Annotated in this window: 23 protein-coding genes; 4 read left to right on the top strand and 19 right to left on the bottom strand. The window is 48.3% G+C overall.

All coding sequences use genetic code 11. The features are described 5' to 3' along the window. Positions 1–29: 29 nt before the first annotated feature. The 5 genes from G3352_RS06515 to G3352_RS06535 form a co-directional block, all read right to left on the bottom strand. Positions 30–1,397: a nucleotide sugar dehydrogenase gene (locus tag G3352_RS06515; RefSeq protein WP_163755147.1), complete on the bottom strand. Its 1,368-nt coding sequence runs from the start codon at positions 1,395–1,397 to the stop codon at positions 30–32. A gap of 138 nt (positions 1,398–1,535) precedes the next feature. Next, a complete protein-coding gene (locus G3352_RS06520) occupies positions 1,536–2,339 on the bottom strand; it encodes a response regulator transcription factor (protein ID WP_163755149.1) in 804 nt (267 codons plus the stop codon). A 256-nt stretch (positions 2,340–2,595) separates the two neighbouring features. After that, a complete protein-coding gene (locus G3352_RS06525; RefSeq protein WP_205524739.1) occupies positions 2,596–3,993 on the bottom strand; it encodes a glycosyltransferase family 2 protein in 1,398 nt (465 codons plus the stop codon). Between the two features lie 22 nt (positions 3,994–4,015). Then, positions 4,016–5,227, bottom strand: coding sequence for a HEAT repeat domain-containing protein (locus G3352_RS06530; protein WP_163755150.1), 1,212 nt, complete (start codon positions 5,225–5,227; stop codon positions 4,016–4,018). Positions 5,228–5,253: 26 nt separating this feature from the next. Further along, the gene (locus tag G3352_RS06535) at positions 5,254–7,479 is read right to left on the bottom strand and encodes a hypothetical protein (RefSeq protein WP_163755152.1); all 2,226 of its coding nucleotides are present in this window, start codon (positions 7,477–7,479) and stop codon (positions 5,254–5,256) included. 859 nt (positions 7,480–8,338) lie between these two features. Between G3352_RS06535 and G3352_RS06540 the strand changes: the two genes are divergently transcribed. Genes G3352_RS06540 through G3352_RS06550 form a run of 3 tightly spaced genes read left to right on the top strand, consistent with a single transcriptional unit; the run spans position 8,339 to position 10,115 of the window. After that, positions 8,339–9,583, top strand: coding sequence for a DNA polymerase IV (locus G3352_RS06540; RefSeq protein ID WP_163755154.1), 1,245 nt, complete (start codon positions 8,339–8,341; stop codon positions 9,581–9,583). Further along, positions 9,580–9,921: a YolD-like family protein gene (locus G3352_RS06545; protein WP_076288242.1), complete on the top strand. Its 342-nt coding sequence runs from the start codon at positions 9,580–9,582 to the stop codon at positions 9,919–9,921. The genes G3352_RS06540 and G3352_RS06545 overlap by 4 nt, the downstream gene beginning before the upstream one ends. A 50-nt stretch (positions 9,922–9,971) precedes the next feature. After that, positions 9,972–10,115, top strand: coding sequence for a hypothetical protein (locus tag G3352_RS06550; protein WP_163755156.1), 144 nt, complete (start codon positions 9,972–9,974; stop codon positions 10,113–10,115). Here G3352_RS06550 and glsA read toward each other — a convergent pair whose 3' ends face one another. The 9 genes from glsA to G3352_RS06595 form a co-directional block, all read right to left on the bottom strand. Beyond that, positions 10,116–11,057, bottom strand: coding sequence for a glutaminase A (glsA, locus tag G3352_RS06555; protein WP_163755157.1), 942 nt, complete (start codon positions 11,055–11,057; stop codon positions 10,116–10,118). Between the two features lie 114 nt (positions 11,058–11,171). After that, on the bottom strand, positions 11,172–11,654 hold the full coding sequence (locus tag G3352_RS06560; RefSeq protein WP_163755159.1) for a GNAT family N-acetyltransferase: 483 nt from the start codon (positions 11,652–11,654) through the stop codon (positions 11,172–11,174). A 204-nt stretch (positions 11,655–11,858) separates the two neighbouring features. Continuing rightward, complete coding sequence (locus G3352_RS06565) at positions 11,859–13,151, bottom strand: L-lactate MFS transporter (protein ID WP_205524740.1); 1,293 nt, start codon at positions 13,149–13,151, stop codon at positions 11,859–11,861. A 120-nt stretch (positions 13,152–13,271) separates the two neighbouring features. Continuing rightward, positions 13,272–14,084 (bottom strand): LytR/AlgR family response regulator transcription factor, encoded by an 813-nt coding sequence (locus G3352_RS06570; RefSeq protein ID WP_163755162.1) that lies wholly within the window; start codon positions 14,082–14,084, stop codon positions 13,272–13,274. Positions 14,085–14,094: 10 nt separating this feature from the next. Then, a complete protein-coding gene (locus G3352_RS06575; protein ID WP_163755395.1) occupies positions 14,095–15,747 on the bottom strand; it encodes a sensor histidine kinase in 1,653 nt (550 codons plus the stop codon). Positions 15,748–16,801: 1,054 nt separating this feature from the next. Beyond that, positions 16,802–17,089 (bottom strand): stage VI sporulation protein F, encoded by a 288-nt coding sequence (locus tag G3352_RS06580; RefSeq protein ID WP_053784316.1) that lies wholly within the window; start codon positions 17,087–17,089, stop codon positions 16,802–16,804. Between the two features lie 114 nt (positions 17,090–17,203). Continuing rightward, the gene (recG, locus tag G3352_RS06585; protein ID WP_163755164.1) at positions 17,204–19,249 is read right to left on the bottom strand and encodes an ATP-dependent DNA helicase RecG; all 2,046 of its coding nucleotides are present in this window, start codon (positions 19,247–19,249) and stop codon (positions 17,204–17,206) included. 10 nt (positions 19,250–19,259) lie between these two features. Further along, complete coding sequence (locus tag G3352_RS06590) at positions 19,260–20,123, bottom strand: DegV family protein (protein ID WP_163755166.1); 864 nt, start codon at positions 20,121–20,123, stop codon at positions 19,260–19,262. A gap of 28 nt (positions 20,124–20,151) precedes the next feature. Then, positions 20,152–21,960: a DAK2 domain-containing protein gene (locus tag G3352_RS06595; RefSeq protein ID WP_163755168.1), complete on the bottom strand. Its 1,809-nt coding sequence runs from the start codon at positions 21,958–21,960 to the stop codon at positions 20,152–20,154. A gap of 643 nt (positions 21,961–22,603) precedes the next feature. Here G3352_RS06595 and rpmB point away from each other — a divergent pair. Beyond that, positions 22,604–22,792 carry a 50S ribosomal protein L28 gene (gene rpmB / locus G3352_RS06600; protein WP_024631107.1) on the top strand — a complete coding sequence of 63 codons (189 nt, stop codon included), beginning with the start codon at positions 22,604–22,606 and terminating at the stop codon, positions 22,790–22,792. On the opposite strand, the gene G3352_RS06605 is transcribed toward rpmB, so the two are convergent. From G3352_RS06605 to rsgA, 5 genes are all read right to left on the bottom strand, one after another. After that, complete coding sequence (locus G3352_RS06605; protein ID WP_064636619.1) at positions 22,793–22,987, bottom strand: hypothetical protein; 195 nt, start codon at positions 22,985–22,987, stop codon at positions 22,793–22,795. Between the two features lies 1 nt (position 22,988). Next, positions 22,989–23,069 carry a stage V sporulation protein SpoVM gene (spoVM, locus tag G3352_RS06610; protein ID WP_019424875.1) on the bottom strand — a complete coding sequence of 27 codons (81 nt, stop codon included), beginning with the start codon at positions 23,067–23,069 and terminating at the stop codon, positions 22,989–22,991. Positions 23,070–23,236: 167 nt separating this feature from the next. Beyond that, entirely contained in the window at positions 23,237–23,488 is a 252-nt protein-coding gene (locus G3352_RS06615; protein WP_024631109.1) for a hypothetical protein, read from the bottom strand. 2 nt (positions 23,489–23,490) lie between these two features. Further along, positions 23,491–24,150 carry a ribulose-phosphate 3-epimerase gene (gene rpe / locus G3352_RS06620; protein WP_053784310.1) on the bottom strand — a complete coding sequence of 220 codons (660 nt, stop codon included), beginning with the start codon at positions 24,148–24,150 and terminating at the stop codon, positions 23,491–23,493. 1 nt (position 24,151) lies between these two features. After that, positions 24,152–25,069 (bottom strand): ribosome small subunit-dependent GTPase A, encoded by a 918-nt coding sequence (rsgA, locus tag G3352_RS06625; protein WP_076288235.1) that lies wholly within the window; start codon positions 25,067–25,069, stop codon positions 24,152–24,154. Between the last annotated feature and the right edge of the window lie 39 nt (positions 25,070–25,108).

Raw genomic sequence — 25,108 nt, forward strand, 5'->3', positions numbered from 1 at the left:
CAGTTTGCCCCACTTGTTCGTTATATTCCTCAGACGAGCAACGCTTCACTTGGCTCAAGCACAGGGTGCTGTACCGAATGACCAATCTTGTAAATGTGCGGATGTGAATACGTTTTGAACGCATTACGTGTATCCAGAATTGGCACACCCATCTCGGCAATATCAAAGTAAGGCAAATCGCTGTGGTTGGTGATCAGCACGATGCAATCGTACTTCTTGAACTGTTCCAAGTTGAACACTTCGCTATATACCGTCTCTCCATGTTTGTCCAGGAATGATTCAGCATGTGGATCATAATAGCTGACGTTGGCTCCACCTTCCTTGAACTGTTCATAGATTTCCAGTCCTGGAGATTCACGCAAATCGGCAATATTTGGCTTATACGACATACCAAGCAACAGAATGTTGGATTTACGTACCGATTTCGCGTACTCATTCAGAATGGTTGATGTTTTGTTCAGTACATAATATGGCATATTGTCATTGGTGGATTGCGCCAGCTCAATGAACTTGCTGTAGAAACGGAATCCTTTAGCCTTCCAGGACAGGTACATCGGATCAAGCGGGATGCAGTGACCGCCGATGCCAGGACCCGGATAGAAAGGCATGAATCCAAACGGCTTCGTCGCAGCTGCGTCGATAACTTCCCAAATATCGATACCCATACGGTCACACATCATGGCCATTTCATTAACAAAGGCAATGTTTACGCTACGGAATGTATTTTCCAGCAGTTTGGACATTTCAGCCACTTTTGGTGAAGATACAGGTACAACCGTTTCAACGTATTTGCTGTACAACGCTGTTCCCAGCTTGAGGCAAGCTTCAGTTGTTCCCCCGATTACTTTTGGTGTATTAAAAGTAGTGAATCGTCCGTTGGACGGGTCCACACGTTCAGGCGAGAAGCACAAGAAGTAGTCTTTACCTGCTTCGTGTCCGATTTTGTCAAGCTCATCCTGGATCAGTTCTTCCGTTGTACCCGGATAAGTAGTGCTCTCCAGTGTAATCAGCATGCCTGGTTTCATGTGCAGTTTAATCTGATCCACAACTGTCTCGATATAAGACGTATCTGGGTCCTGATTTTCACTAAGTGGTGTAGGTACGCAGATGCTCAACGCGTCGATCACGCGCAGCATGCTGTAATCCGTTGTAGGCTGGAAGCGGCCGCTTTGCATTACTTTTTTCAATTCCTCGGACGAAATATCGTGAATATAGGAATCTCCCTGATAGATGCTCTCCACTTTGGATGCATCCAGATCAATCCCAATTACCGTGAAACCCTGATTGACCATTTCCACCGCAAGTGGTAATCCTACGTAACCGAGCCCGACCACGCCGAGCACCGCTTCTTTATTTTCGATCGCATTCAGTAATGTGTGGAATTGTTGATTCTCCATGATATTCCCTCCAACAGTGTATTTGTTTGGTTGATTGACGAATCCATTTGATAGATGTTTGTCTGTAGATGTACTTGTTTGTCTGATAAAGATTAATGAAGGCTATCTGTTTCTCTTGGCTTTGCTATGTGGTTGCGTTTAATGCAGGCAACGCCTGATTCGGGCATCCAGCTCCACAGGTGAGAACGGTTTGGTCATATAATCATCGACTCCGCTGCGGAAGCATTGACTGATCGTTTGTTCCACACGCTGTTCCGTCAATACGACGATTTTGGGCGGCTGCGCCACATCCAGGTTCTGGATATGTTGAATGAACGGCAGGCCATCAATGCCATAGAGGTTCAATTCAGTCAGTACCAGGTCAGGCGTGATTTTCTCAATCAGTTCCAGTGCAGCCAATCCATCCACCGCTTCATAGGTTTCGTACCCCTGCATCTTCAGACGCAATTGCAGGAACTCGCGTACCGTCGGATCGTTATCCACAATCAAAATTCGTTCCGGCTCGTCTGCCGTCTTGTCCAGCGTGTAGATATGAATCTCCGACGGGTCTACCAGCTTGGCGGACTCAGCCATATGTTGAATGGTTGCCTTTGAAGGACGTTCACTTGCCGGGAAACTTGCCAGCGTGATTTGCGGATCGGCACCAGGTACCGACTCCTGCAATTCATGCTTGATGCGAAGCCCCTCATAATGAACCTCATCCAGTGTCAACCCTGGCAGCAGGACAGCAATCGCCTGTGTGGCTCCATCCTTCCAAACCTGAAATGCAGACTCACTGGTCTGCTCCAGATATGTCCTGACCTGCTGCTCCGGCTGAGACTGCCCTGCACAATGGATGAACATTAAGCCGCATGTTTCGGCACCCGTTTCTTTCAATCCCTGTTCTACACTGCGGTACACATTAACGGCAGCCTCACGCTGCAATGTCGCCGTATTTGGCATGTTCTTTTCCACCCTTCTCCCTCGGTTATCTATACAAGTCCAACTAATGGATATTTACACTGACACTTCGATAACAGAACAACCTTCCGATCGCTGTTATCCCCAGATTTTTCAATTCCTCTTTTCAAAGGGGAAAATCCGGGGATAAAGGCGAACGCTTCGCTTCTTCAGGTTATTTCTGTCCTCTCCGTTCTCGTGTAAATGTTTAGTTGAACATCTATATTGTTTCTGCTGTATTACTTTGATTACGCTGTGCTTAAGCCGCCTCGCTTGTTTTTTCTTCCTCGGACCAGCTCTGGCGTGTCATGGTACCCCATGAGTTGTTGTTTTGCATGAACTGGATATGCCCCTGCAATCTCCACAGCACACCGAGCTGATGATAGCCGACGAATTTTAGAGCGGAGTAGAACAGCATTTTGACCAGATCCGATAGCTTGTTATACCGTTTGAATGCAATTTCCTCGAGTACAAGGGCTCCCACACTGAGCAGATAACCACTCACAATATTGAGCGATCCAAAGAGCACAAGTATCGGCCACTGGGTCATATCCATCAGTACATATCCCGTGAGAGCGAGAAGTCCGGTAATGCGGAAATACGGATTCAGCGCTTCAAAAAGAATATTGTACGGCATGGTCAGCATGCCCATGACTTTATATTTCGGGTTGAACAACATACCGCGATTCTCGATCATGTTCTTCAGATTTCCACGTCCCCAGCGCTTGCGCTGACTGGACAAGATCCGGTAGGAATCCGGCGCCTGTGTCCAGCACACGGCTTCAGGGCAGAAAGCTACGCGGTATTTCAATTTGTTCTCCAGCATATAACGGTGAAGCTTGATGATAATATTCATGTCTTCACCCGGATAACCGTCCCGGTATCCCCCAACAGCGATAACCGCATCCTTGCGGAACATGCCGAAGGCACCAGAAACGATAATCAGACCATTCATGTGACTCCAACCGATCCGTCCGCCGAGAAAAGCTTTGAGATACTCGATAGACTGGAACATCGGCCAAATCTTGCGAGGCAGTGAAACGTCCTGCACTGCCCCATTCTCGATTTTGCAGCCGTTGGCTATCCGTACATCCCCGCCAATAGCAACGGTCTCTTCCGGATTCTCCATATACATGCGAGCCATGCGAATCAAGGCATCCTTCTCCAGCAAAGAGTCGGCATCGATGGAAGAAATCAACGGATAATGAGACAGGTTGATTCCGGCATTGAGGGAATCGGCCTTACCGCCATTTTCCTTGTCAATGACATACAGGTCGGGGAATTCCGGATTGTAGTAGATCCCACGAATTTTCTGACAGGAAATCTTGCCCCGAATCTTCGTGTTGGGTACCGGCTTTAGACGATATTCTTCCAGCAACACCTTTAAGGTGGTATCACTCGAACCATCATTCACCACGATGACTTCATATGTTGGATAATTCAGCGTCATCAGACAGTTCACATTTTCGATAATCGTCAGTTCCTCGTTATATGCGGGCACCAGCAAGGAAACCGATGGTACCAGCTCCGAGCCTGACAACGTATTGTATTTGGAATACTGCGATCGCCTGAAGATCGTCCAAATGTTACGGAATGATAAGGCCAGAATGGAAAAGTAAAGCGTATTTACGGCAACGACATAATAAATTGCGACCATGCCGTAGATTAATAGTAGATCTCTAAGCAGTGTAATCCCCTCCTACCGCAGCCACACCTGTACGTTTCTTGCTTGTTATCCGGTTCCCACGTACGGGTCCGAAGTACCGATCATACAGCAGCCTTTTTTTGTTATGTGCAATCATCTGGTCAACGGCTTTGTGGTCTGTTCCTGAGTGCTGCATCGTACTCTCAATCTGCTGCATTGCAATTTCCCGTTCAGCACCTGTGCCCTCCACAGCGGCCTGACACAAGGCTTCAAATCCCGGTTCACCCAGCTTGCTCAGGCTCTCCGCACTGTTATAGCGCACTCCCCAATCTTCATCACGCAGCGCTTTGCGCAGCAGTGGAATGCTGCCTGCCGCATGTTTCGAACCAAGCGCCTGCACCACTTCGGCACGTACTTCCGGGTCCGAATCCTGCATGAGCCTCAGAATGGTTTCGTCCTGAAGTGCCGGACTTGCGCTGAGGTACAGCTTCACTGCTTCTGCCCGTACATCCTGATGTTCTGCGCCAACGAGTCTGTCGAGTGCAGGCATCACTTCTGGCACAGCTTGTCCCCACATCGCAACCAATCCCACTTTGACAAAGTCAGGATTGCGATCTTCCAGTAGTTCAATCAGAATTCTGCTTGTATCCAGACTAGTTTCGAGCAAAATATCTGCTGCCAGATGATGAATCGATTTTCCTTTGGTCAACAGCAGCGCGAGCATGTCTTTCAGTTCACCCTGACGGGTAGTACATCTTGCGATGGAACGGCCAATCATAATGGCCATCGGGCCAGGCTTTTCATCCTTAAGCAATTCCATCAAGCCTGGAACGGCCTCTGGACAACGCATACCGCCCAATCGATAAGCCGCATCAATCTGGCGTCCGTAACGAATACGACTCAGTTCCTTCAGATCATGCTCAACAAATCCGGCTTCACGGCAGAGTACAATCAATTTGTTGCGATACTCGCCCTTGAACTGATCAATCCATTCAATAAGTTTGCTCTGGATGACCCGACGCTCAAGTGGGGCCAGCTTCCCAGGTGGCAATCTCAAGGGACTGTCCTCTGTCAGCGCCGTCTGCAGATACGTAAAGTAGTCACGCTGCTTTAATTTATAAAACTCAATCTTGCGCCGTTTGCCGTTGTGGGACATTTTCATGGCAAACAGCAGGATTACACCCACAGCGACGAGCGCCGTACAGATGTATAGAAATAGATAAGCCAAAGCCAAATTCGGAAACATGTGAAAAGGTCCTCCTTTATACTCATTTATTCGGTCTGAAAACTGGGAATTTGTTCATACCGTTTCTTCATTTCCTCGTAGCTCAGTTTCAGTCGCTCACTGTACTGTACCTGCTCCCAGGGCTGCCAGCTGTATATAGGCAATGTCTTCACATCCAGTGTCTTCTGTTCACCACCAGGCCAAGAAATATTTCCAGTAGAACGATCCATTAGCCACGGAATCAGGGTCACACCTTTGACTGCGACGGTTTCGAATTCCCGCCCACCTTTCAGCGCTCCATACTTGATCGCTTGCAGTGAACTTGGGTCACCGAATCCAAGCAGCATCCATGGAATACGTATCTCGACCTGATTACCGTTATACTGCCAGGCGGTTAACGAATCGGTATCGGATTGATCTGGAGCTGTTGTTCCCCGTTTCAATGTACCAACCTTCTCATTCATGAACGGTTGGGCGGACCGGGTATCCGGTGGGGTCATCCGTAGGCTAACCGCCAGGTTCCATGGATGGAATGGATCTGCTGCATTCTCTTGCTCCTCGGGCAGCATCCCGTAACCGTCCTTGCCGTAGAGGCGCTGGTTAAAGTCATAGTCCTTGGCGATCTCCACTTGTGATTCATCATCCTGCCCCAATGTAATCACTGTTTCGAGTCCATCACTCAGCGTTCGATCCGAAAGTCTCGTACCCGGCTGATTCCCACCATCAAGCGTATCCGTTCCGATGCGCAGCAAGGTCTGGTCTGGGTCAAAAGGTTGATCGAGCGTCATGCCAATGTACAGGTAGGCTTCATCATGGGTCATTTTCATTTCCTTGATGCCGTCTACCTTACCTTGCCAGACGGTGACTTCTTCCTTCTTCAGCGCATTCCAGTCATCCAGCTTCCCGTCGATGGTCAGCTGTTCCTGCTTACCAGGGTCCATAGCGAGCAGACCGAACATCTTCTCATTCGTCAGCACGTTCAGCCAGTAGGCCCGCCGATCAGCGGGAATTTCCAGCGGCATCGTGTTCCAGGTTTTTTTGAACCACTCATCCTGCCACATGAACAAAATCGCTCCCGCATACCCTTCATCATAAATATCTTGAGTCAGCGATGCGTCGATCTCGCCCTGCTCGGCCTCGTTATGTCCGCCCTGATCCCGACCTCCCATACCCAGATGGGAGATCCCAAGTGAAGACGGTACACCGTACTCTGTAATCATTACAGGCATATCGGAAAACTCGGCTTTGAGCTTGCGCAGATAACTTTTGTACGTGTTGTACTCGCCGTTCTCATCCTTGATCGTCTGAAGTGTCTGGTCCGTATGGAACAAGTCCGGGTAATAAGGGTACACATGGTATGCTGCAAAATATCCACCCTGCCACTCTTCCGGTTGAATATGTCGCGCATCCACACTCACCAAATCCTCTTCAAATAGCGGCTCACCCGGATGATCCAGCACATCGGTGGTAACCCAATTGGTGAAGGTCATCGGATGCTCCCATCCGTATTTCTTCTCCAACACGGCGGTATAGTCTAGCAGCTCTGCCAGCCAATTCTCGAACGGTGATGCATCCTGCGTCCCGGAAAAATGAGCGCCTTTGTACTGCGGCACATCGGGGTGACTCTCATTCGTGTTGTTCACCATCGAAGGGTCCCACTCGGTCCCCACATGCCAAGCCATTAGATATTTCCCGGCATTCGTCTTGTATTTTCCGCTTGACTCTCCCGGTTTATCGGGAATGTCCGCATCCCCATATACAGCCGATACCGCCTTTTCAATTTCCTGCTTGAACGTCTGCTCAATATGGTCAGCATAGGCATCCTGCTTCTCGATCAACTCTTCTTCCGGCGACCATATGCCCTGTATAAAATATAACGGTTGCTCCCGGCCACGGTTATACTCAACCAATGCGTTGTAAAAAACCGGCTCATGTACCGTGTACACCCGGATGACATTGGCCCCCAGATCCTCAATCTGCTGGAACCACTTCAAGTAATCCTCTTTGGTCAACGGAAACTCGCCTGGGTAATGTCCTGGTGATGTAGCGCCCAGGTTCACACCTTTCACGAACATCTCCCGCCATGCACCATCGGGTCCATATTCCATGAACCGGTCTCCATCGGTCTTGAATTTCATTTCCGTGCCATTGTCCGCTGTGTACGTAACGAGCTGGGGTTGCATGTAGTGCCAGCCGGCAAGTATTCCGCCTGTCACTACGGCCGCTCCTGCAAACATCGTTAGCAACCAGCGTCTTCGTCTTCGTCTGCTCATGGCTCTTAATTGCTCACCTCTCTAGTATGCATCCTGCTTCATCTGCGGATCTTAAATGACATGAAGGTCACGGGAAATTCCGCATCGGATGTCCGCTTTGGGTAGAGATGTCAGCGGTGTAGTTCTCACTATAGCTCTAAGTGTCTGCATTTGTAACTAGGCTGATGGAAGCAAACGTGAACTGCAACATTCTGCCCATAATTCGTAAAATGCGCCATCAACTAGCATTCAGGAGCCCTTCTTGCTCTTATGTTCCATGGGCACGAATATATGTCACTTTAACCGTCCTTTGAAGTTCTTCCAGCCTTGCACATCTCTACCCGTTATTGTTATATGCAACGCGGATTGCGAGATCTGTTTCCGCTTGAACGCTTACCCCATTAAACGCTAATGATATTTTAAAGTTGCGGACATTTTTACAGTATTAACCATAAAGATTACAAAATTGATACTATAGTCCGATAACGTATCCTTGAAAACCCGCGCCCTATCAAGGTTTTCTGAAAAGTGCAGAAAATGAAAAAAGGACATCAGTCCCCCCCTATAGGACTGTGCCCATTTATATTACTTTTACATAAAGCCCAATGAACACCCGGTCATCACCCGGAAGTCACGGATCTCTTACATGAAATGTAAAAAAATACATCTTATTTCCTAAATTTTGACTCTATTAGGTCCACCCAAAATTTGTGTCCAATTTGCAAAATAATTCCGGTTGCCGCATCTGGCATTGTCAGATATGCTTATAAAACAGGAACACTTGTTCCATACTGTAAATAAACTGTAAAATAAGATTGGCTGAATGAACCCCATCACTGCACAGAAGCAGCCGAATCATGAATAAAAGGAGAGAAGTACTATGCCCCGCAAAGACGGACGTGTCATTATGCTGGCCGATTGCCAGTCATTTTATGCCAGTGTGGAGAAGTCTGCACATCCTGAATACAGAGACCGTCCGCTTGTTGTTGCGGGAGATCCTGCACGCCGTTCAGGCATTATTCTGGCAGCCTGCCCACTCGCCAAGTCCTATGGAATTACTACAGCAGAACGGCTGGGTGAGGCTCTTGCCAAATGCCCCGATGTTGTCGTCATTCGTCCCCGGATGGCCGAATATATTCGTGTTTCCCTACACATTACCCGTATCCTTCAGTCCTATACCGATCTGGTTGAACCGTATAGCATTGACGAACAGTTTCTGGATGTCACCGGAAGTTTAGATCTGTTCGGTAGTCCTGAAACGATTGCCCGCAGCATCCAGGATAGGGTCATGGAGGAGACTGGCGTCTATATCCGCGTCGGCATCAGCGACACCAAGGTTGTCAGCAAGATGGCCTGTGATCTGTATGCCAAAAAAGTCCCAGGAGGCATCTATACATTGCCCCGCAAGGACGTGCAGACAACATTGTGGAAAAAACCTGTTCGAGACATGTTTATGGTCGGTTCCCGGATGGGGCAGCATCTCTATAAGATGGGGATTCATACGATTGGGGATCTGGCGCAGACTCCATTGTCCCGGCTTAGAGAACGTTGGGGTGTAAATGGTGAGGTTCTTTGGCGTATTGCCCGAGGAATCGATGATTCTCCGGTAAAACCCGGGACATATGCTCACCAGCAGCAGGGCATTGGACATCAGATGACATTGCCTCGGGACTATGAATCGTGGGCAGACATCAAAGTGGTACTGCTCGAACTGGCGGAGCTGGTCAGCCGGCGTTCCCGGGACAAATCGCTCATGGGTAATGTCGTCTCTGTAGGATGTCGGGGGCAGGATTACGATCGTCCAACCGGCTTCTCCCGCCAGATGAAGGTCAATGAACCTACCAACATCACCGATGAAGTATACGATGCGGCAGCAGCTCTGTTTCTGCGCCATTGGGACGGATTACCCATTCGCCGCATCAGCGTGTCATTGACCGGGCTCGTGCCTGATTCCGAAGTACAGCTATCCTGGTTTGATGACCGTGAACGCAAAAGAGAACTGGAACGTGCCACGGATGACATCAAGCGCAAGTTCGGAGAAACCGCGATCATGCGGGCCTCCTCGCTCTGCTCGTCCGCGCAGGCACAGGACCGTTCTCATAAAATTGGAGGTCACTATAAATGAGTAAAAAATTACAGCAAAACGGGATTTTTGAGTCGTCACGCATGATGCTTCCCGAACATCGGGAAGCCTACATCATTCATCAGGAGCAACTTGCTCCCCGTACCCGTCCATCCCTGGATGCCCAGGCAGCGGAAGAAATGTCCCGTTTACTTAGTAACTCCATGCTGCTTGGGGATGCAGTCACCATCACCCTGTTCCATGAACATGATGATATCCGGTTTACCGGACAGGTGCTCCGATTGGACTCCCCTGCCCGTACCCTTAAGCTGCTGATGGAGAGTGGGACCCGGGACATTCAGATGAATCTTATTACGGATGTGGTACTCGCAAACGAATGATGCGGCTGGGGTTGCGGGTATACCGGAATAGATGCAGCATAGCCATTGCTATGCAGGACCCTTTTCCTACGGGATCTGATGCAAGACTGATGCAGCCGACAGGCTACATTCCTATCCCACCATTTCGTTCGAAAGAAGGAAATGGACAAATTGGTGTTTCATCGGCTACTTGGAAGGGTATAGAGATGACTTAATTAGAAGAAACTCCAGTCAAATTCTTTGGAAAGACGCTCAAGCAGATGCACACCTGCAATGCTGTTTCCTTTCCGATTCAGAGCCGGACCTACAAGACCGATGCCAAACTGGCCTGGAACCAGAGTCAGAATCCCACCCGACACTCCACTCTTGGCAGGCAACCCGACCTGAATCGCGAATTCGCCTGATGCATTATACATACCGCAGGTAGTCATGAACGTTTTCGCGATCTGTACATAACGACGAGGAATAAGCTCATTTCCGGTGATGGGATCTGTCCCGTCATAAGCAAGCACCAATGCCATACGGGCCAGGTCCGCACAAGTCACCTCGATGGAGCAATGGCGGAAATAGACGGCAAGCACATCTTCAACGTCATCCTTGAGCACACCATTGTGCTTCAGAAAATAACCAAGCGAGCGGTTCAAATGACCTGTTTCCCATTCAGACCGGTATACCGCCTCGTTATAGTCCAGCCGATCATTATTAGCCAGCTTGCGGAAAAATTCCAAAATGCGCCGCGACTTCTCCTCTTTGCAATCCCCAGCAATCAGGGACGATACCGTAATCGCGCCCGCATTGATCAATGGATTAAACGGAATGCCCGGTTCGACCAGTTCGAGTTTGATCATGGAATCATAGTCATCCCCGGTAGGTTCTTTTCCTACATTAAAGAAGACCGCTTCCTCCCCATGATCCATCAGGGCCAGAATGAGTGTAAATACCTTGGAGATACTTTGCATCGTAAACGGGACACCACAATCTCCGGCTGATACATGATTGCCTTCGGCGTTCATGATATGTATACCCAGTTCGTCCTGTGAAGCCTTGAACAACTCGGGAATATAAGAAGCGACTTTCCCCTGTCCAGTGTGCAGACGGCTGGTCTCCAGCCATTCTGGCAGCAACTGGTTCAGACGTTCCATTGCAGCATTGCTCATCTCCATCTCCTCCAAATCTCTGTATGAGCATTTCACACGCCTCCGAATGACAAGTTACCATCGAAGTGATGCAAAATGCCCGGTATAGTATGTATTACCCGCAAGCCTGATCCCTTACCGCTTCACCTGAAGATTCAGCTCCAGAATCTCGCCGGGTAACCCATGATAATCCCCAACCCATGTGGATACAAAGTTCTGTCTGAGCAATATTCGACGTGATGCCGCATTAGACGGATCGATAACCGCATAGAGTATACCAATTCCCGCCGCCTGTGCCTGAATAATCAGCCGAGCTGCGATGGAAGTCCCGTGTCCTTTCCCCCAATGCTCCGGCAGAATCATGTAACCCATTTCTGCCCGGGACGGATCGGATTCATCCGGGATCAGTTTGGCGTAGGCCATTCCTGCCCCATCTTCACCAGATATCCGATAATAGCCACAATTGTTGCCGAGATTATAATTCAGCATGGATTCAAATTCCATCGTAGCTTCATGCTCAGGCAGAGCACGTTCGGTAATCTGTTGCATGACTTCAATATTGGACACAAGAGCATAATAATCAGCAAAATCAGATGGTGCATATTTTAAGAAATTCATGACGTACATCCCTCCTCCAAATGGCTAATAAGGACTTGCTCTTTTTATTTCACCTAGAGTATACCAGAAGCAAAGTATGCATTGCACACAACCGCTTCATGTACAGAAGTCTCATTCCTCTCAGGTTGAGCCGGTACCAAAAAAGCGGCCTCCGTAGAGACCGCCAGCTTGCTTTTTATAAAATAGAACTAATCCCCACTACGATCAGCTTGCCCGGGATGAAGGGTTAAGATTCATCTGCTGTTCACGTTGGCGTGTACGACGTCCTTGACCCGGAGGCGTAATAATCAACGCCAGCAAGAGCGAGACGGCACACAGTACAGCGATCACAATAAAGGTAAGATGGAATCCGCCCAGCAGGGCGCTGATAAACGATCCAGCCAGGGCACCAAATCCAAACCCCTGATAGATCACGCCGTAGTTTTTGCTCTGATTTTTCAGTCCAAAGTAATCTGCTACAATCGCCGGAAAGACCGTGATATTCCCACCAAAGCAGAACGCGATAGCAGCCACACAGGCAAAGAAGATGCCAAAGCTCAGCGGTACCAGACTCAGCGTCATTACGGCAACAGCCGTAACCAGCAGTGCTCCGGCAATAACTTTCATCCGTCCTACTTTATCCGACAGCGCGCCCAGAATGATACGTCCAGCGGTGTTAAAGATGGCAACCATCGCCACCGCATTCGCAGCTGTAGCCACATTAAGACCTGCCAACTGCACACCGATGTCTTTCACAATACCGATCAGATAAAGTCCACTCATACATGCCGTGAAGAAAATAACGAACAGCATATAAGCTTCTTTCGTACGCAGCATTTCTTTGACCGTATAATCATGACGTGTTACTTGTTGCTTCCCACCGTCTGTGCTGCTTGCTGCCGGAGCTTGTTCACGGACAACCGCTTCACGGATTAGGAACGAGCCGCCTACAATCAATACCAATACAATAATGCCCCAGTACATAAAAGCTTGAGCAGGACCAACAGCACCGATTAATGCCGAGTTCACGTATTTGAACAACAGACTGCCTGTACCAAAGGCCCCGACCGAAATACCTGAGATCAGACCTTTTCGCTCAGGGAACCACTTGATCAGGTTGGACAGGGAAGTAATATACGCCGTACCATCCGCGAATCCAACCACAAATCCGGCCAGAATATAGAGCAGTGTCAACGAACTAACTTGAGAACTGAGCACGAGTCCCAGACCAAGCACAACTCCGGCTACCCGAATCAGGCGACGAAGCCCCCATCGTTCTTGCAGTCGGCCTGCAAATAGTGTGGCAAATGCCAAAGCAAAGCTGGTAATCGAAAAAGTTATCGCGACCGAGCTGACGTCCCATCCGAAACGATCAGACAACGGTTGATTAAATAAACTCCAGGTGTAGATGGTTCCGAGACCCATTTGTACAATAATGGTTCCCAGTACAATAAGCCAGCGGTTCATTTTCATAGTTGTAGATGCTGAATTAGGTCCGGATGAAATAGCTGCTTTCATCGTGATCTCCCCTTTGCCGATGTCATATATATGAATGCGTTCACAAGCTAATCATACATGAAAGGGGATTCATTACACCGATTTGAGCATGAGTTGCATCAGATGCGGAATGAAATGCCTCTAGATGCGCATGAGCTGCCTGAATTCTTTGACTTTGCCCCGGCTAACGGGCACTTCAGCCTCGAGATCACGCAAACGAAGCAGGTACGTATTGTTAAACCAGGGCACAATTTCACGAATTTGGGACAAATTCACCACGTAAGAACGATGGCAGCGGAAAAAGGTTTCCTGCGGCAATCGACCGTGAAAATCCGAAATGCTGACTGGCATCGTAAACTCACCGTTTTTGGTATACACCTTTGTCACTTTCTCTTGAGCTTCCGCATAATAAATATCGGCGGTATCTGTCACAATAATATTGTCATTGCGCAGCAGATTGATGCGTCGTCCCGTCTGGGCATTGGATTCCCGCGCCTGCATATTTGATGCAGACCATTCATCGTTTGTTTGAGCCGTATTGTGAACCGGTCCATCATCGCTGCCACGTTCACGTTCCTCCTGCTCATGATCCCGTTTGAACGCCGTTTCGAGTTTATGCAGCATCGCGGCAATTCGTTTCTCATCATAGGGCTTCAGAATATAGTCAAACGCCTCCAGCTCAAACGCTTCAGCGGCATGTTCCTTGTACGCCGTTGTGAATACGATATATGGCTTGCTCGCAAACTTCCCAATATGATGTGCCAGCATCATGCCATCCAGCGAAGGGATATTTATATCCAGAAAAATAACGTCGACTTCCTGCTCCTGCAGAAACTTCAGCACATCCAGTCCATCTTCCAGACAATCCACCACTTCAATTTGGCTATGTTCCTGTATCAAGTAATTCAGTTCCTCACTGGCCGGAATTTCATCTTCAACAATAAGTGCTCTCATTAACGGTTCATCACCTTGTCACTACATCTCCTTTGGGTACATCAAATAAAATATCGGTTCCTTGATCCAGCCGAGTAATTGTTAACCCTTGTCCATAAATGAGCTTCACCCGACGATGCACGTTGTACAACCCGATCTGGTTGGCAGGCATTCGGTCATGGTAGACACGCTCAATAATGTCAGCTCCAATGCCTGCTCCTGTGTCACTGACCCCAATTCGCACAAAGTCAGGATAATCCTGTACCCGAATCCGTACGGTCCCGGGTCCCTTTACCTTGAGAATACCGTGAATAATGGCATTTTCCACAAGCGGCTGAATGACCAGACTTGGAATATGCACAGCCACCTCATCAATATCATAGATCACGTTAAGCCTGCTGCCGAAGCGCGCCTTCTCGATTTCCACATAATTGCGGACTTGCTCCAGCTCTTTGTGGATATCAATAAGCTCATCCGACAGCTCCAGGTTATAGCGCATATATCCAGACAAATTCACAATCAGCTCACGCGCCCGATCCGGCTTGGTTCGAATCGATGAGGCAATGGCGTTCAGCGCATTAAATAGAAAATGAGGATGGATCGTGGTTTGCAATGCACGAAGCTCCGCTTTATTGGCGGCAGCCTTGATCTCCTCCACACGTGATACTTCCATCTGGGTGGAAATAATCTGGGACAGGCCCACTGCCATCGTTTGCAAGGGATACGTAATCTTGTACGCTTTGCGGTAATAGATTTTCAAGGCTCCCGTCACTTCACCCCGCTCTTTGAGTGGAATGATGAGAAGGGAGTGAATATCTGGCGTTTTTTCGTCAATGACATCATTGCTGATCGTAATCTCTCCGCTGGAGATCGTCTTCTTCGTCATCTCACTAATAATTTCATTACCGATGTGATATCGTTCCTCACCAAATCCCACATAGGCCAGTACATTTCGGGTATCCGTAATCGCAACCGCATCCGCCTGAATATCCTCCTGTATAATCCGGCAGATCTTCCGCAGAGAGTCTTCATCAATAGAACGGAAGTACGGCAAGGTCTTGTTGGCAATCTCCAGCGCCAGCTTGGCCTGACGAGCTGCAATCATTTCCTTTTCCCCTTCCACACTCTGCACCAGCAGTACGATTAGCCCAATATTCACCTCTCCCAATATCATCGGCAGCGCAATCTTCGAGACAATGTCGGCCCCCAGTGGATCTGGATAAGAATACAGCAGGATAAGTAGCATCGTAAGCGCCTCACAGATCATTCCGGCCGCAATACCGATCATCCAACGCTTCGACTTAGGCGTATACTTATGTATATACCCGGAGACCAGACCTGCAAGGATACTCGTGATCAGGCACGGGATCGCCGTAACTCCATCCATATCGATTAAATATCGATGCACCCCAGACACAATCCCGGTAATGATGCCCACAGGCCCCCCGAACAGAATACCGCCAGACATGACAGCAATAATGCGCACATTTACCAGCGAGCCTTCTACATTAATACCGGTATACGTACCAAAGATGGCAAATGCACAGAATAACAACGTAACCGCAATGTACTCCTGCCATCTCAATTTTCCCTTTTGCAAAATCTGTCTAAACCGCGGTATCCTCGATAGAAAGAATAAAAATATAATCAGCAGTGCCGCCCGTTCAAACAGCCCCAGCAGCATCGTAAACATCTCCGTCAATCTGACTTCCTCCACATCCGTCAAAAATAAACGCCCCTCATCGTAGCAGCGTTTTCCTCACTTTGAAATCCATGTATGCTCGTATGCACCAGTTTACCGCTCCAATAGGAGGAAAGCAAAGTCGATCCTGTGAAAATGAGATGCACAAGGAAGTAACCGAAGGTCGCTAACCTATTGAACAGACGATACGGAATTCATTTACTCCAAACCATTCTCTTCTCTAACAACAAAACCTCACTTTCCTACACATAAAACTCTACTTCCAGAAATCCACTGTGTTATAATTAATTGGAACATTATGCTAATTAATTAACTGAAATTTATTTAAGAAAGGTGTATTTAAATGTTTGTAATGCTGCTGATAGGCTCACTCCTGCTTTTTAGTGGTTTGTGGTACATCATTTACTGTATCTCGAAACGTACCCAAAACCCTAATCGCTCGTCTGCTCATGTGCTGAGAGTGATTTTAATTATTTCGATCCTCGTACTAATAGTTGAAAACTACATATACGAAACAGTACCTTCTAATGCCATTTTAATTTTAGTATTTATTGCATCTTTAATAGCTACCAGCCCTTTTTTTGTTAAGAATAAAGAGTGATGGGATGACACTAAAGGACCTTCCCAAGCACAAACTATCAGAATTTTCCACCAACTTTACAAATAGCAACCGCTCGGTTTCGTTAAGAATAATCGCTTTTTCAAGTCATTAAATACTTGTTCTTGACTCAAACAATCAAAAGGGCGGTCCATAAGTCATATTCATGACTTATGGACCGCCCATCCACTATAATTACTTCAACACATTCGATGTAATTTGGTTTTTTATAAAATGAACTTCCAGTTACACAGTAACGGAGAGTGCAGAACCAATCTGGAGAAGCGAAGCGCTCGCCTTTATCACCGGATTTTACCCTTTGAAAAGGTAATTCAAAAAATCCGGGGAAAACAGCGCTCGGAAGGTTGTTCTGTCATCGAAGTGCCCCGTGTAAATGAAACTGTTTCATTTTATACCACCCAACATTCCATTGAATCCCTACCTAAACATGCCCCACAACTTAATCAAATGAAACGTATTGTTTGGATCAATCTTCTGCGCGAGAACAAAAGCAACGAATTGTTCCTCCTGAGTCGTAGAAAAATTCTCGTTCAAAATGACCGCTGACGACTTGACCAACCTTCTCACCTTGGCCTTATCCTGCAAATCAGACTTGGTGACCCCATCTATCAACTTTTTGATACGCTCTTTGACAGCGGGATTTTTCATCTTCGTTTTGATCCGCTCCACCAGCTGCGGACTGATTCCATATTGTTGGTAACCCAAAACGTACAGCACCTCCTGAATAATGAACTCACTTCTTATTCATATGACAGGAGGGCCTGTACACTTGACATTTTCCCACGGAAAATGTGGAAAATCACACATCTACAGCCCCGATTAATCGATCAGATCACCCTGGAATACTTGCTGCTGCTGTAAAAAGTCACGTAAAGGAGCGTAGTCAACAGACGTCCAGAAGTTAGCATCCGCAATCAGGCTGGACACATCATCTCGCGCCTGCTCCAATACGGCAAAATCCGCAACCATGTCGGCAAGACGGAACTCCGGTAATCCACTTTGCTTGGTGCCAAAGAAATCTCCTGGTCCCCGCAGATCCAGATCTCGACGGGATACTTCGAATCCATCTTCGGTCTCCGTCATGACCTTCATGCGCTCTTGCCCAACCTCTGTCTTGGGATCAGCAATGAGCACACAATAAGAGGCATGAGCGCCCCGACCGACCCGACCACGAAGCTGATGCAGCTGCGACAGACCGAAACGGTCCGCGTCCATAATGACCATCAGAGTTGCATTAGGCACATCGACCCCGACCTCCACAACCGTCGTGGAGACCAGAAGCTGAATTTCGTTGCTATAGAAGTCCCGCATCATCTCTTCCTTCTCGCCAGCCGTCATCCGTCCATGCAGCAGACCTACACGGTACTTCGGAAAGTTCTGCTGCATCTGGATATGCAGGTCAATGGCATTCTGTACATCCAGCTTCTCCGACTCTTCAATGAGCGGGCAGATCAGATAGGCCTGACGCCCCTGGTCCACTTCTCGCGAAATAAAACCAAGAACCCGGTCCATCATGTCATGCTTGACCCAGTACGTCGAGATTGGAATCCGTCCCTTTGGACGTTCCGAGATGGTCGATACCTCAATATCACCAAAAGCCGTAATCGCCAGTGTTCGCGGTATCGGCGTTGCCGTCATCGTTAACACATCCGGGTTATAGCCTTTACGCCGCAAAACGCTGCGCTGATTCACACCGAAGCGATGCTGTTCATCCGTAACGACAAGACCCAGATCGCGGAAAAATACATCCTCCTGGATCAGAGCGTGTGTACCGACAACGATATCGATCATGCCCATTTGCAAGGATGCAATCAGATCTTTTCGCTTCCGTCCATTCACACTGCCCGTTAACAGCCCCACAGTTACGCCAAAGGGTTCAAACAGCTTTTGCAGTGAGCGCATATGCTGTTCTGCCAGAATCTCCGTAGGGACCATCAGAGCCCCCTGAAAACCGGAACGAACGGTCGTATACAGCGCAATCGCCGCAATAACCGTTTTACCTGAGCCTACATCTCCCTGCAGCAACCGGTTCATCGAATACGGTGAACGCATATCATGCAGAATTTCAAGCTCTACCTTCTTCTGCGCATCCGTCAGTTCAAATGGCAGACTGCGAACAAACTCCCGAATCGTCGTATTATCCGTTGTGTGAACTACACCATCCATACGATCCCGGTTCAATGCACGATAGGCCTGCATCTTGAGTTGAAACAAAAATAGCTCCTCATACACCATCCGTTGTCTGGCCTGCTGGCCTTCCCGGTTATCCTGCGGACGGTGAATCCCGGCAATCGCCTGTTTGCGAGACATGAATCCATATTTCTTCATGAGTGATTGAGGCAGAATTTCGGGGATCATTTCCCCGAATTGGACTAATCCCTGATTAATCGTTTTGCGCATCCAGGACTGCGTAAGCTTGCCGGTTACGGAATACACAGGCTGCAGCGTACCCGAGCGCCCTTCCCCTTTGTCCGGGAATTCCGAGTCCGTTACGGTCATCTGCATACGCTTCTGTTCCCATTTCCCTGTAATGACAATCTCCCGATTGGGCGTAAGCTGCTCCTTCAGAAAATGTCGATTGAACCAGGTGGCTGAAATCATCCATTCTTCCGTCATCACCTTACACGTAAGGCGTGACTTTTTGCCATAACGTTGCAACACCGGGATACCCATCACTTTACCCTGTACCGTAATTTTATCCCCGTCCTTCACTTCACTGAGCGAACGCAGCCGATAATCCTCATAACGGAACGGGTAATATTCAAGCAGGTCTTTTACAGTAGAGATGCCAAAGGCGTGAAGCTCTCCCTCTTTGAGAGCACTCACGCCGCTAATTTGTTTTACCGATATTTCTTCCCATTTCATGTCTAATCCCTCATTCCGGAACAGGCCACATAAAGATGGCAATTACGCCTGGCCCAACATGGCTGCCAATGACGGCTCCAATATTGGTATATACCACTTCATTCAGTGTAAAATGCCCGCGTAATTGCTCTGCACAAGCGATCGCTGATCCGGGGTCTGCGGTATGACCTACCGCTAGATTAACACGTTGACCCGCCAGATCCTGCTGAAACAGCTCAATAATGCGTGCCATAGCTTTTTTGTGACCTCTGACTTTCTCCACTGCGTAAATAACGCCTTCCTCATCAATGGACAAGATCGGCTTAATATTCAGTAGTGTTCCCAAGATAGCCGCAGCCTTGCCTATCCGGCCGCCTTTCTGCAGATACTCTAATGTATCTACGAGAAAGAACAGCTTGCGGCTCTGCTGCATGGCTGTTACAGCCGCAGCGATCTCCGCAGCGGACTTGCCTTGTTCAGCAAGCTCGGCAGCCTGTACGACCAATAAACCATATCCATAGGATGCAGACTTCGAATCCAGTACCGTTATGTCGCCCTCACGTTCCAGCAACGATTTGCCAAGCAGTGCCGATTGATAGGTACCACTCATGCCGGAAGACAAATGAATCGATACAATGGGCCGCTCTGGGTCCTCATCCAACAATGTGTTATAGATATTCATAAAATCGGTGGGAGAAGGCTGTGAGGTAGTAGGCAGCACGGATACCTTCTCCAATTTTGCATAGAACTGTTCCGAAGTCAGATCAACGCCGTCTGCATAAGCTTCCTCCCCGAACAAAACACGCAGCGGAACAACATGAATCCCATATTTATGGATCAGTTCTTCTGGTATATCTGCCGTGCTATCGGTTACGATCGCAACCTTGTGGCTCATCAGATCCCCTCCTCTTTGCTTAAGTGCTTTAGGACTCTACAGAGAACAAATAATAATAAACCGGCTGTCCTCCAAGATGCACCTCTACCTCAGCATCAGGATATTGTTCTTCAAGCCATGCGACAAGCGCAGCGGTAATCTCAGGGGTGGCCTCGTCCCCTTCAAGGATGGTCACTACTTCATCTCCGCTCTCCATCATCTGTTGCAGCAGGCCTTCACATGCGTGCAGCATGCTTTCATCCGTTGCCACGATCTTGGAATTATGGATACCGATATAGTGTCCAGCTTTGATATCAAGCTCGTCATATTGTGTATCTCTGACCGCATGAGTCACTTGACCGGACTGTACCCGGCTAATCGCCTCAAGCATATGGTCACGATTGGTTTCCGCAGACTCATCCTCCTGGAAAGCAAAAGCCGCTGCCATGCCCTGAGGGATCGTCTTGCTCGGAATCACAATAATTCGACGCTCATCTTCAAGCAGCTCGCGAGCCTGTTCGGCGGCAAGTACAATATTGGAGTTGTTCGGCAAAATAAATACCTGTTCTGCCGCGATCGAACGCACCGCTTTCACAAAATCTTCGGTGCTCGGATTCATCGTTTGTCCACCAGAAAGAACTACATCCACGCCAAGACTCTGGAAAATCTCCGCAATGCCTTCACCAGAAGATACCGCGATAAAACCATATGGTGCCATCTCGTCTGCTGGGAGCACAGCTTTTTCCACGCTACGCGTCGCTTCAGGCGGAATCTCTGCGAACAGCTCAGGCGAAGGCGCAATGTCCATACCTGCAGTCAGCAGATCACGATGCTGCTCACGCATATTGAGAATATGAATTTGTGTGATTTCTCCATAACGGAGAGCTAGATTTAATACATCCCCAGGTGTCTTGGAATGCACGTGAACCTTAATCACTTCATCGTCAGCAATAATAATGATGGAGTCCCCGTTAACTGACAACGCTTTCCGGAATGCTTCGTCATCAAATGCAACACCTGCGTTCTCTCCAAGCTCACGGTTAATAAAGAACTCCATGTCATATAGGAACTCAATATCTTCCGTTTCCAGTCGCGCTTGGGCAGACATTGGCATCTCCGGCACGATTACCTGCTGTGCAGGCTTCGCAGAAACCACTTCTGACGGTGCAGCCGGTTTCAATGCAGATGCCGCTACGCTTGGTTGTACGTCTCTCTGGAAGGATGTACGACTTGCACCATCCGTTTGCAGCAGAACGTCCATAAAGCCTTCGTAAATATATACAAGCCCCTGACCGCCCGAATCCACAACACCGACCTGTTTCAATACAGGCAGCAATTCCGGAGTCATTGCCAGTGCTTCTTTTGCTTTTAACAATACTTCATTCATTAATTCAGTTATATCATTCGTCCGTCTTGCGTAGTAGCTGGCATGTTTCGCCGCTTCCTTGGCTACGGTAAGAATGGTCCCTTCAACGGGTTTCACTACAGCTTTATAAGCTGCGTCCACACCGTTCTGCAGGGCTGCGGCGAACTGGAGTGTATTCAGTTCCTCGTAAGGAGCAGCTGAACGACTGAATCCGCGGAACAATTGCGATAATATTACTCCGGAATTCCCCCGTGCGCCCATAAGCAGGCCTTTTGATAAAATACCGGCAGCTTCTCCGATGGAGGCAGAACTCTTACGTTTAATCTCTGCGACTCCTGCACTCATTGTCAAATTCATGTTCGTTCCCGTGTCGCCATCCGGCACAGGGAAAACATTCAGGGAATTGACGTGCTCTGCATGCTGTCCAAGTTGTTCCGCTCCGGCAAGTACCATTGCGGTGAAATCTGTTCCATTTAAAGAACGTATACTCAAGTGAGAATTCCCCTTCCTAGCTTGATACACGAACATCTTGCACCAAGATGTTATCTGGTCTGTTCATGCGCAAACGCTTATCGCGTTATTCTTCGTCCATACCTTGTCCGGCACAGGCATAATAATACATAATGTCAGCCGGATTAACGGTCTGGGCGGCCGGGCAACCGATATCCTGCAATTGCTCTGTAACCCCTAATTCGGGGCATACGGATATGCACCGGTATCAAGAGCCGGCATGAATGCCGCATGGAGACTGGTGCCAATGATGGAATGCCGCAGCTCACAGCGTTGCCAAAAAAGCAGACCACCGACCTTTAAGGCCGGTTTTTTCTCCGGCTTCCCCGCGGCAACAGCCTGTTCACCGCTGTATTATGGACTATTCAACATTGTACTATATTAGACAGGAGAAATAAATAAAGTTTTTGGATCAGTTGACGAAGCTTTTTTCAATATGATATTATATTCAAGTATTGTTTTATGCAGGTTTAGTAATGGAAATGATCCGGCTATGCCGGCTTGAACAACGCCATTAGCTACTGGAACCTGACCATTGCGGTCAGGAAGAACAATTTAGCCCGTTTGGAATGGCATTCGTGTCTCCATAGGGCAACTGGTTATTTTAGGATAGGAGGTGTAATCTATGTCTCGCAAATGTTATGTGACAGGTAAGAAACCGGGCACCGGTAACCACGTATCCCACGCTAACAACCGTAACCGTCGTTCTTGGGGCGTAAACGTTCAGAAGGTCCGCATTCTCGTGAACGGTAAACCAAAACGTGTATACGTAAGCACCCGTGCACTGAAAGCCGGTAAAGTGACTCGCGTATAATCACGCAAAGCTACTATAAATCGGGTAAGCAAAAAGCACCTTGTTCCTTGCAGGTGCTTTTTTGGTATTCAGAAATAAAATCATGAATACACACATCAGCATGTGAATGGCCGCCGCATGGCGCTTCGCAGGTCCGAATTCCAGATGATCCTGAAGCCATAGCGGCGGTATTCGCCAATGGAACCTTTTAATCATGTCAGTTCTTTTGAAACGTATTAAGAATCGCCTTTACAAACCCTCCCAAAAACTTCGGCAGTTTGAATGTGTAAAATTTCATACTTCACCCTCCCCATCATGCTCATGCATCCGCCGTATCCTATGCTCCAGGCCTTCTTTGCCTTAAACACGACAAAAAAGGCTACATGAGAAACCTGCTCATGTAACCATATTTATGCGGAACCCTTTGTCCCTATTCCACAATGACGAGCCTGGTTATCAGGTCATTTAGGTTTGGGTAGGGATATATTGATAGACAGCGATCATGAATACACTCAATAAGTAATACAGTATGCTGAATATCACAAAAGTAACCCGAAGTCCTGTACGGTCAAATTTGCGGAAGTACATAATGACAACACCAACCCCGATCAATGACGTAATCGCATTGTATGGGGATTGAATAACCGCAAACATTGCAAGCACCAGTCCCGTAACGAGACTCGCAGCCATTGTCCACAGCGTCTCCTTGAGGTTCATGCTCAGCCTCCGTAACTACTGCGAATTTCGGCAATCGCGGCAGCGCGATCTTCACGTCCAAATACAGCACTTCCCGCAACAAGCACATCCGCGCCAGCTTCAACCACAAGCGGAGCCGTGTCGGCAGCAATACCGCCATCCACTTCAATATGCACGTCATGACGACCTTTTTCGTTCAACCAGCTACGAATTTGCTTGATTTTGTTCATCGTGCCAGAGATGAAAGCCTGTCCACCAAAACCGGGATTTACGGTCATGACAAGCACCATATCCACATCGTCCAGCACTTCCTGAATAGCACTAGCCGGAGTTCCCGGATTAAGAGCAACCCCTGCCTTAACTCCCTGTTCCTTGATCAGATGAATAACGCGGTGCAGATGCACACAAGCCTCGGCATGAACCGTAATAACAGCCGCGCCAGCTTTCGCAAATTCCTCCACATAACGCTCTGGATTCTCAATCATCAAATGCACATCAAGAGGCAAACTTGTATGTGGAGCGATCGCTTTTACAATCGCAGGTCCAAGCGTAATATTAGGGACGAAATGACCGTCCATGACATCAACATGAATCCAGTCTCCGCCAGCAGCTTGGGCTTCCGCCACTTCCGCGCCGAGACGGGCAAAATCCGCAGATAAAATAGATGGGGCAATTTTAATCATATTAATACCTCCGCTTTTTGTCTTTCATTTCTGTAAGGAATTGTTCGTAATGCTGATAACGGCTTTCGGAGATCATTCCCTCCGCTTTGGCTGCAAGCACCCGGCAACCTGGTTCGTGCGTATGGGTACAGCCTCGGAACTTACACTGATCCGCATATTGAGCGAACTCCCGGAAACAAGTGGATAACTCCTCCACACCAATCTCCAGGAAGTCCAGTTGGCTGAATCCCGGCGTATCGGCGACAAAGCCACCATTATCCAGAGGTATGAGCTCCACGTGCCTGGTGGTGTGTTTCCCTCGGCCAAGGCGCATGCTGATTGCACTGGTCTCCAGGGTTAGACCTGGCATCAAGGCATTCAGCATCGAAGATTTACCTACACCGGATTGCCCGGAGAATACGCTAATCTTGCCGGCAAGACGCTCCTTGAGCAGTTCATTGCCTTCACCGGTTCGTGAACTGGTAGAGATAACTTCATATCCAATTTGCTCGTACATAGCTTTTACTTCAGCTACTGTATCACGGGCATCGTTTTCTGGATCAGCCAGGTCCTGCTTCGTGAGCACAATCAGTGCATCCAGTCCAGCTTGTTCGATATGTACCAGGAATTTGTCCAACAGATTGAGATTCATGTCCGGTTCCTTAACGGAAAATAACAGAACAGCCAGACTTACATTGGCAACAGGTGGACGAATTAACTCCGTTTCACGTTTGCGAATCTCATCTACTGTTCCTTCTCCGTTCTCTGTCAGCATATAGCTGACTCGGTCACCCACAAGTGGTGAAGTACCCCGTTTTCTGAAGATACCTCTGGCCCGGCATTGAACGGCGGAGCCTTCAACCGAAGGCACCCCGCTGTCTTCCAGTGGCATGACATAATAGTAACCGCTTAGCGCTTTAACGATGATACCTTCTGGCATAGCTCCGTCGCCCTCCTTTAATTTACAGTACATTTACCC

Source organism: Paenibacillus sp. ALJ109b (assembly GCF_010747435.1).
Lineage (GTDB): Bacteria > Bacillota > Bacilli > Paenibacillales > Paenibacillaceae > Paenibacillus > Paenibacillus taichungensis.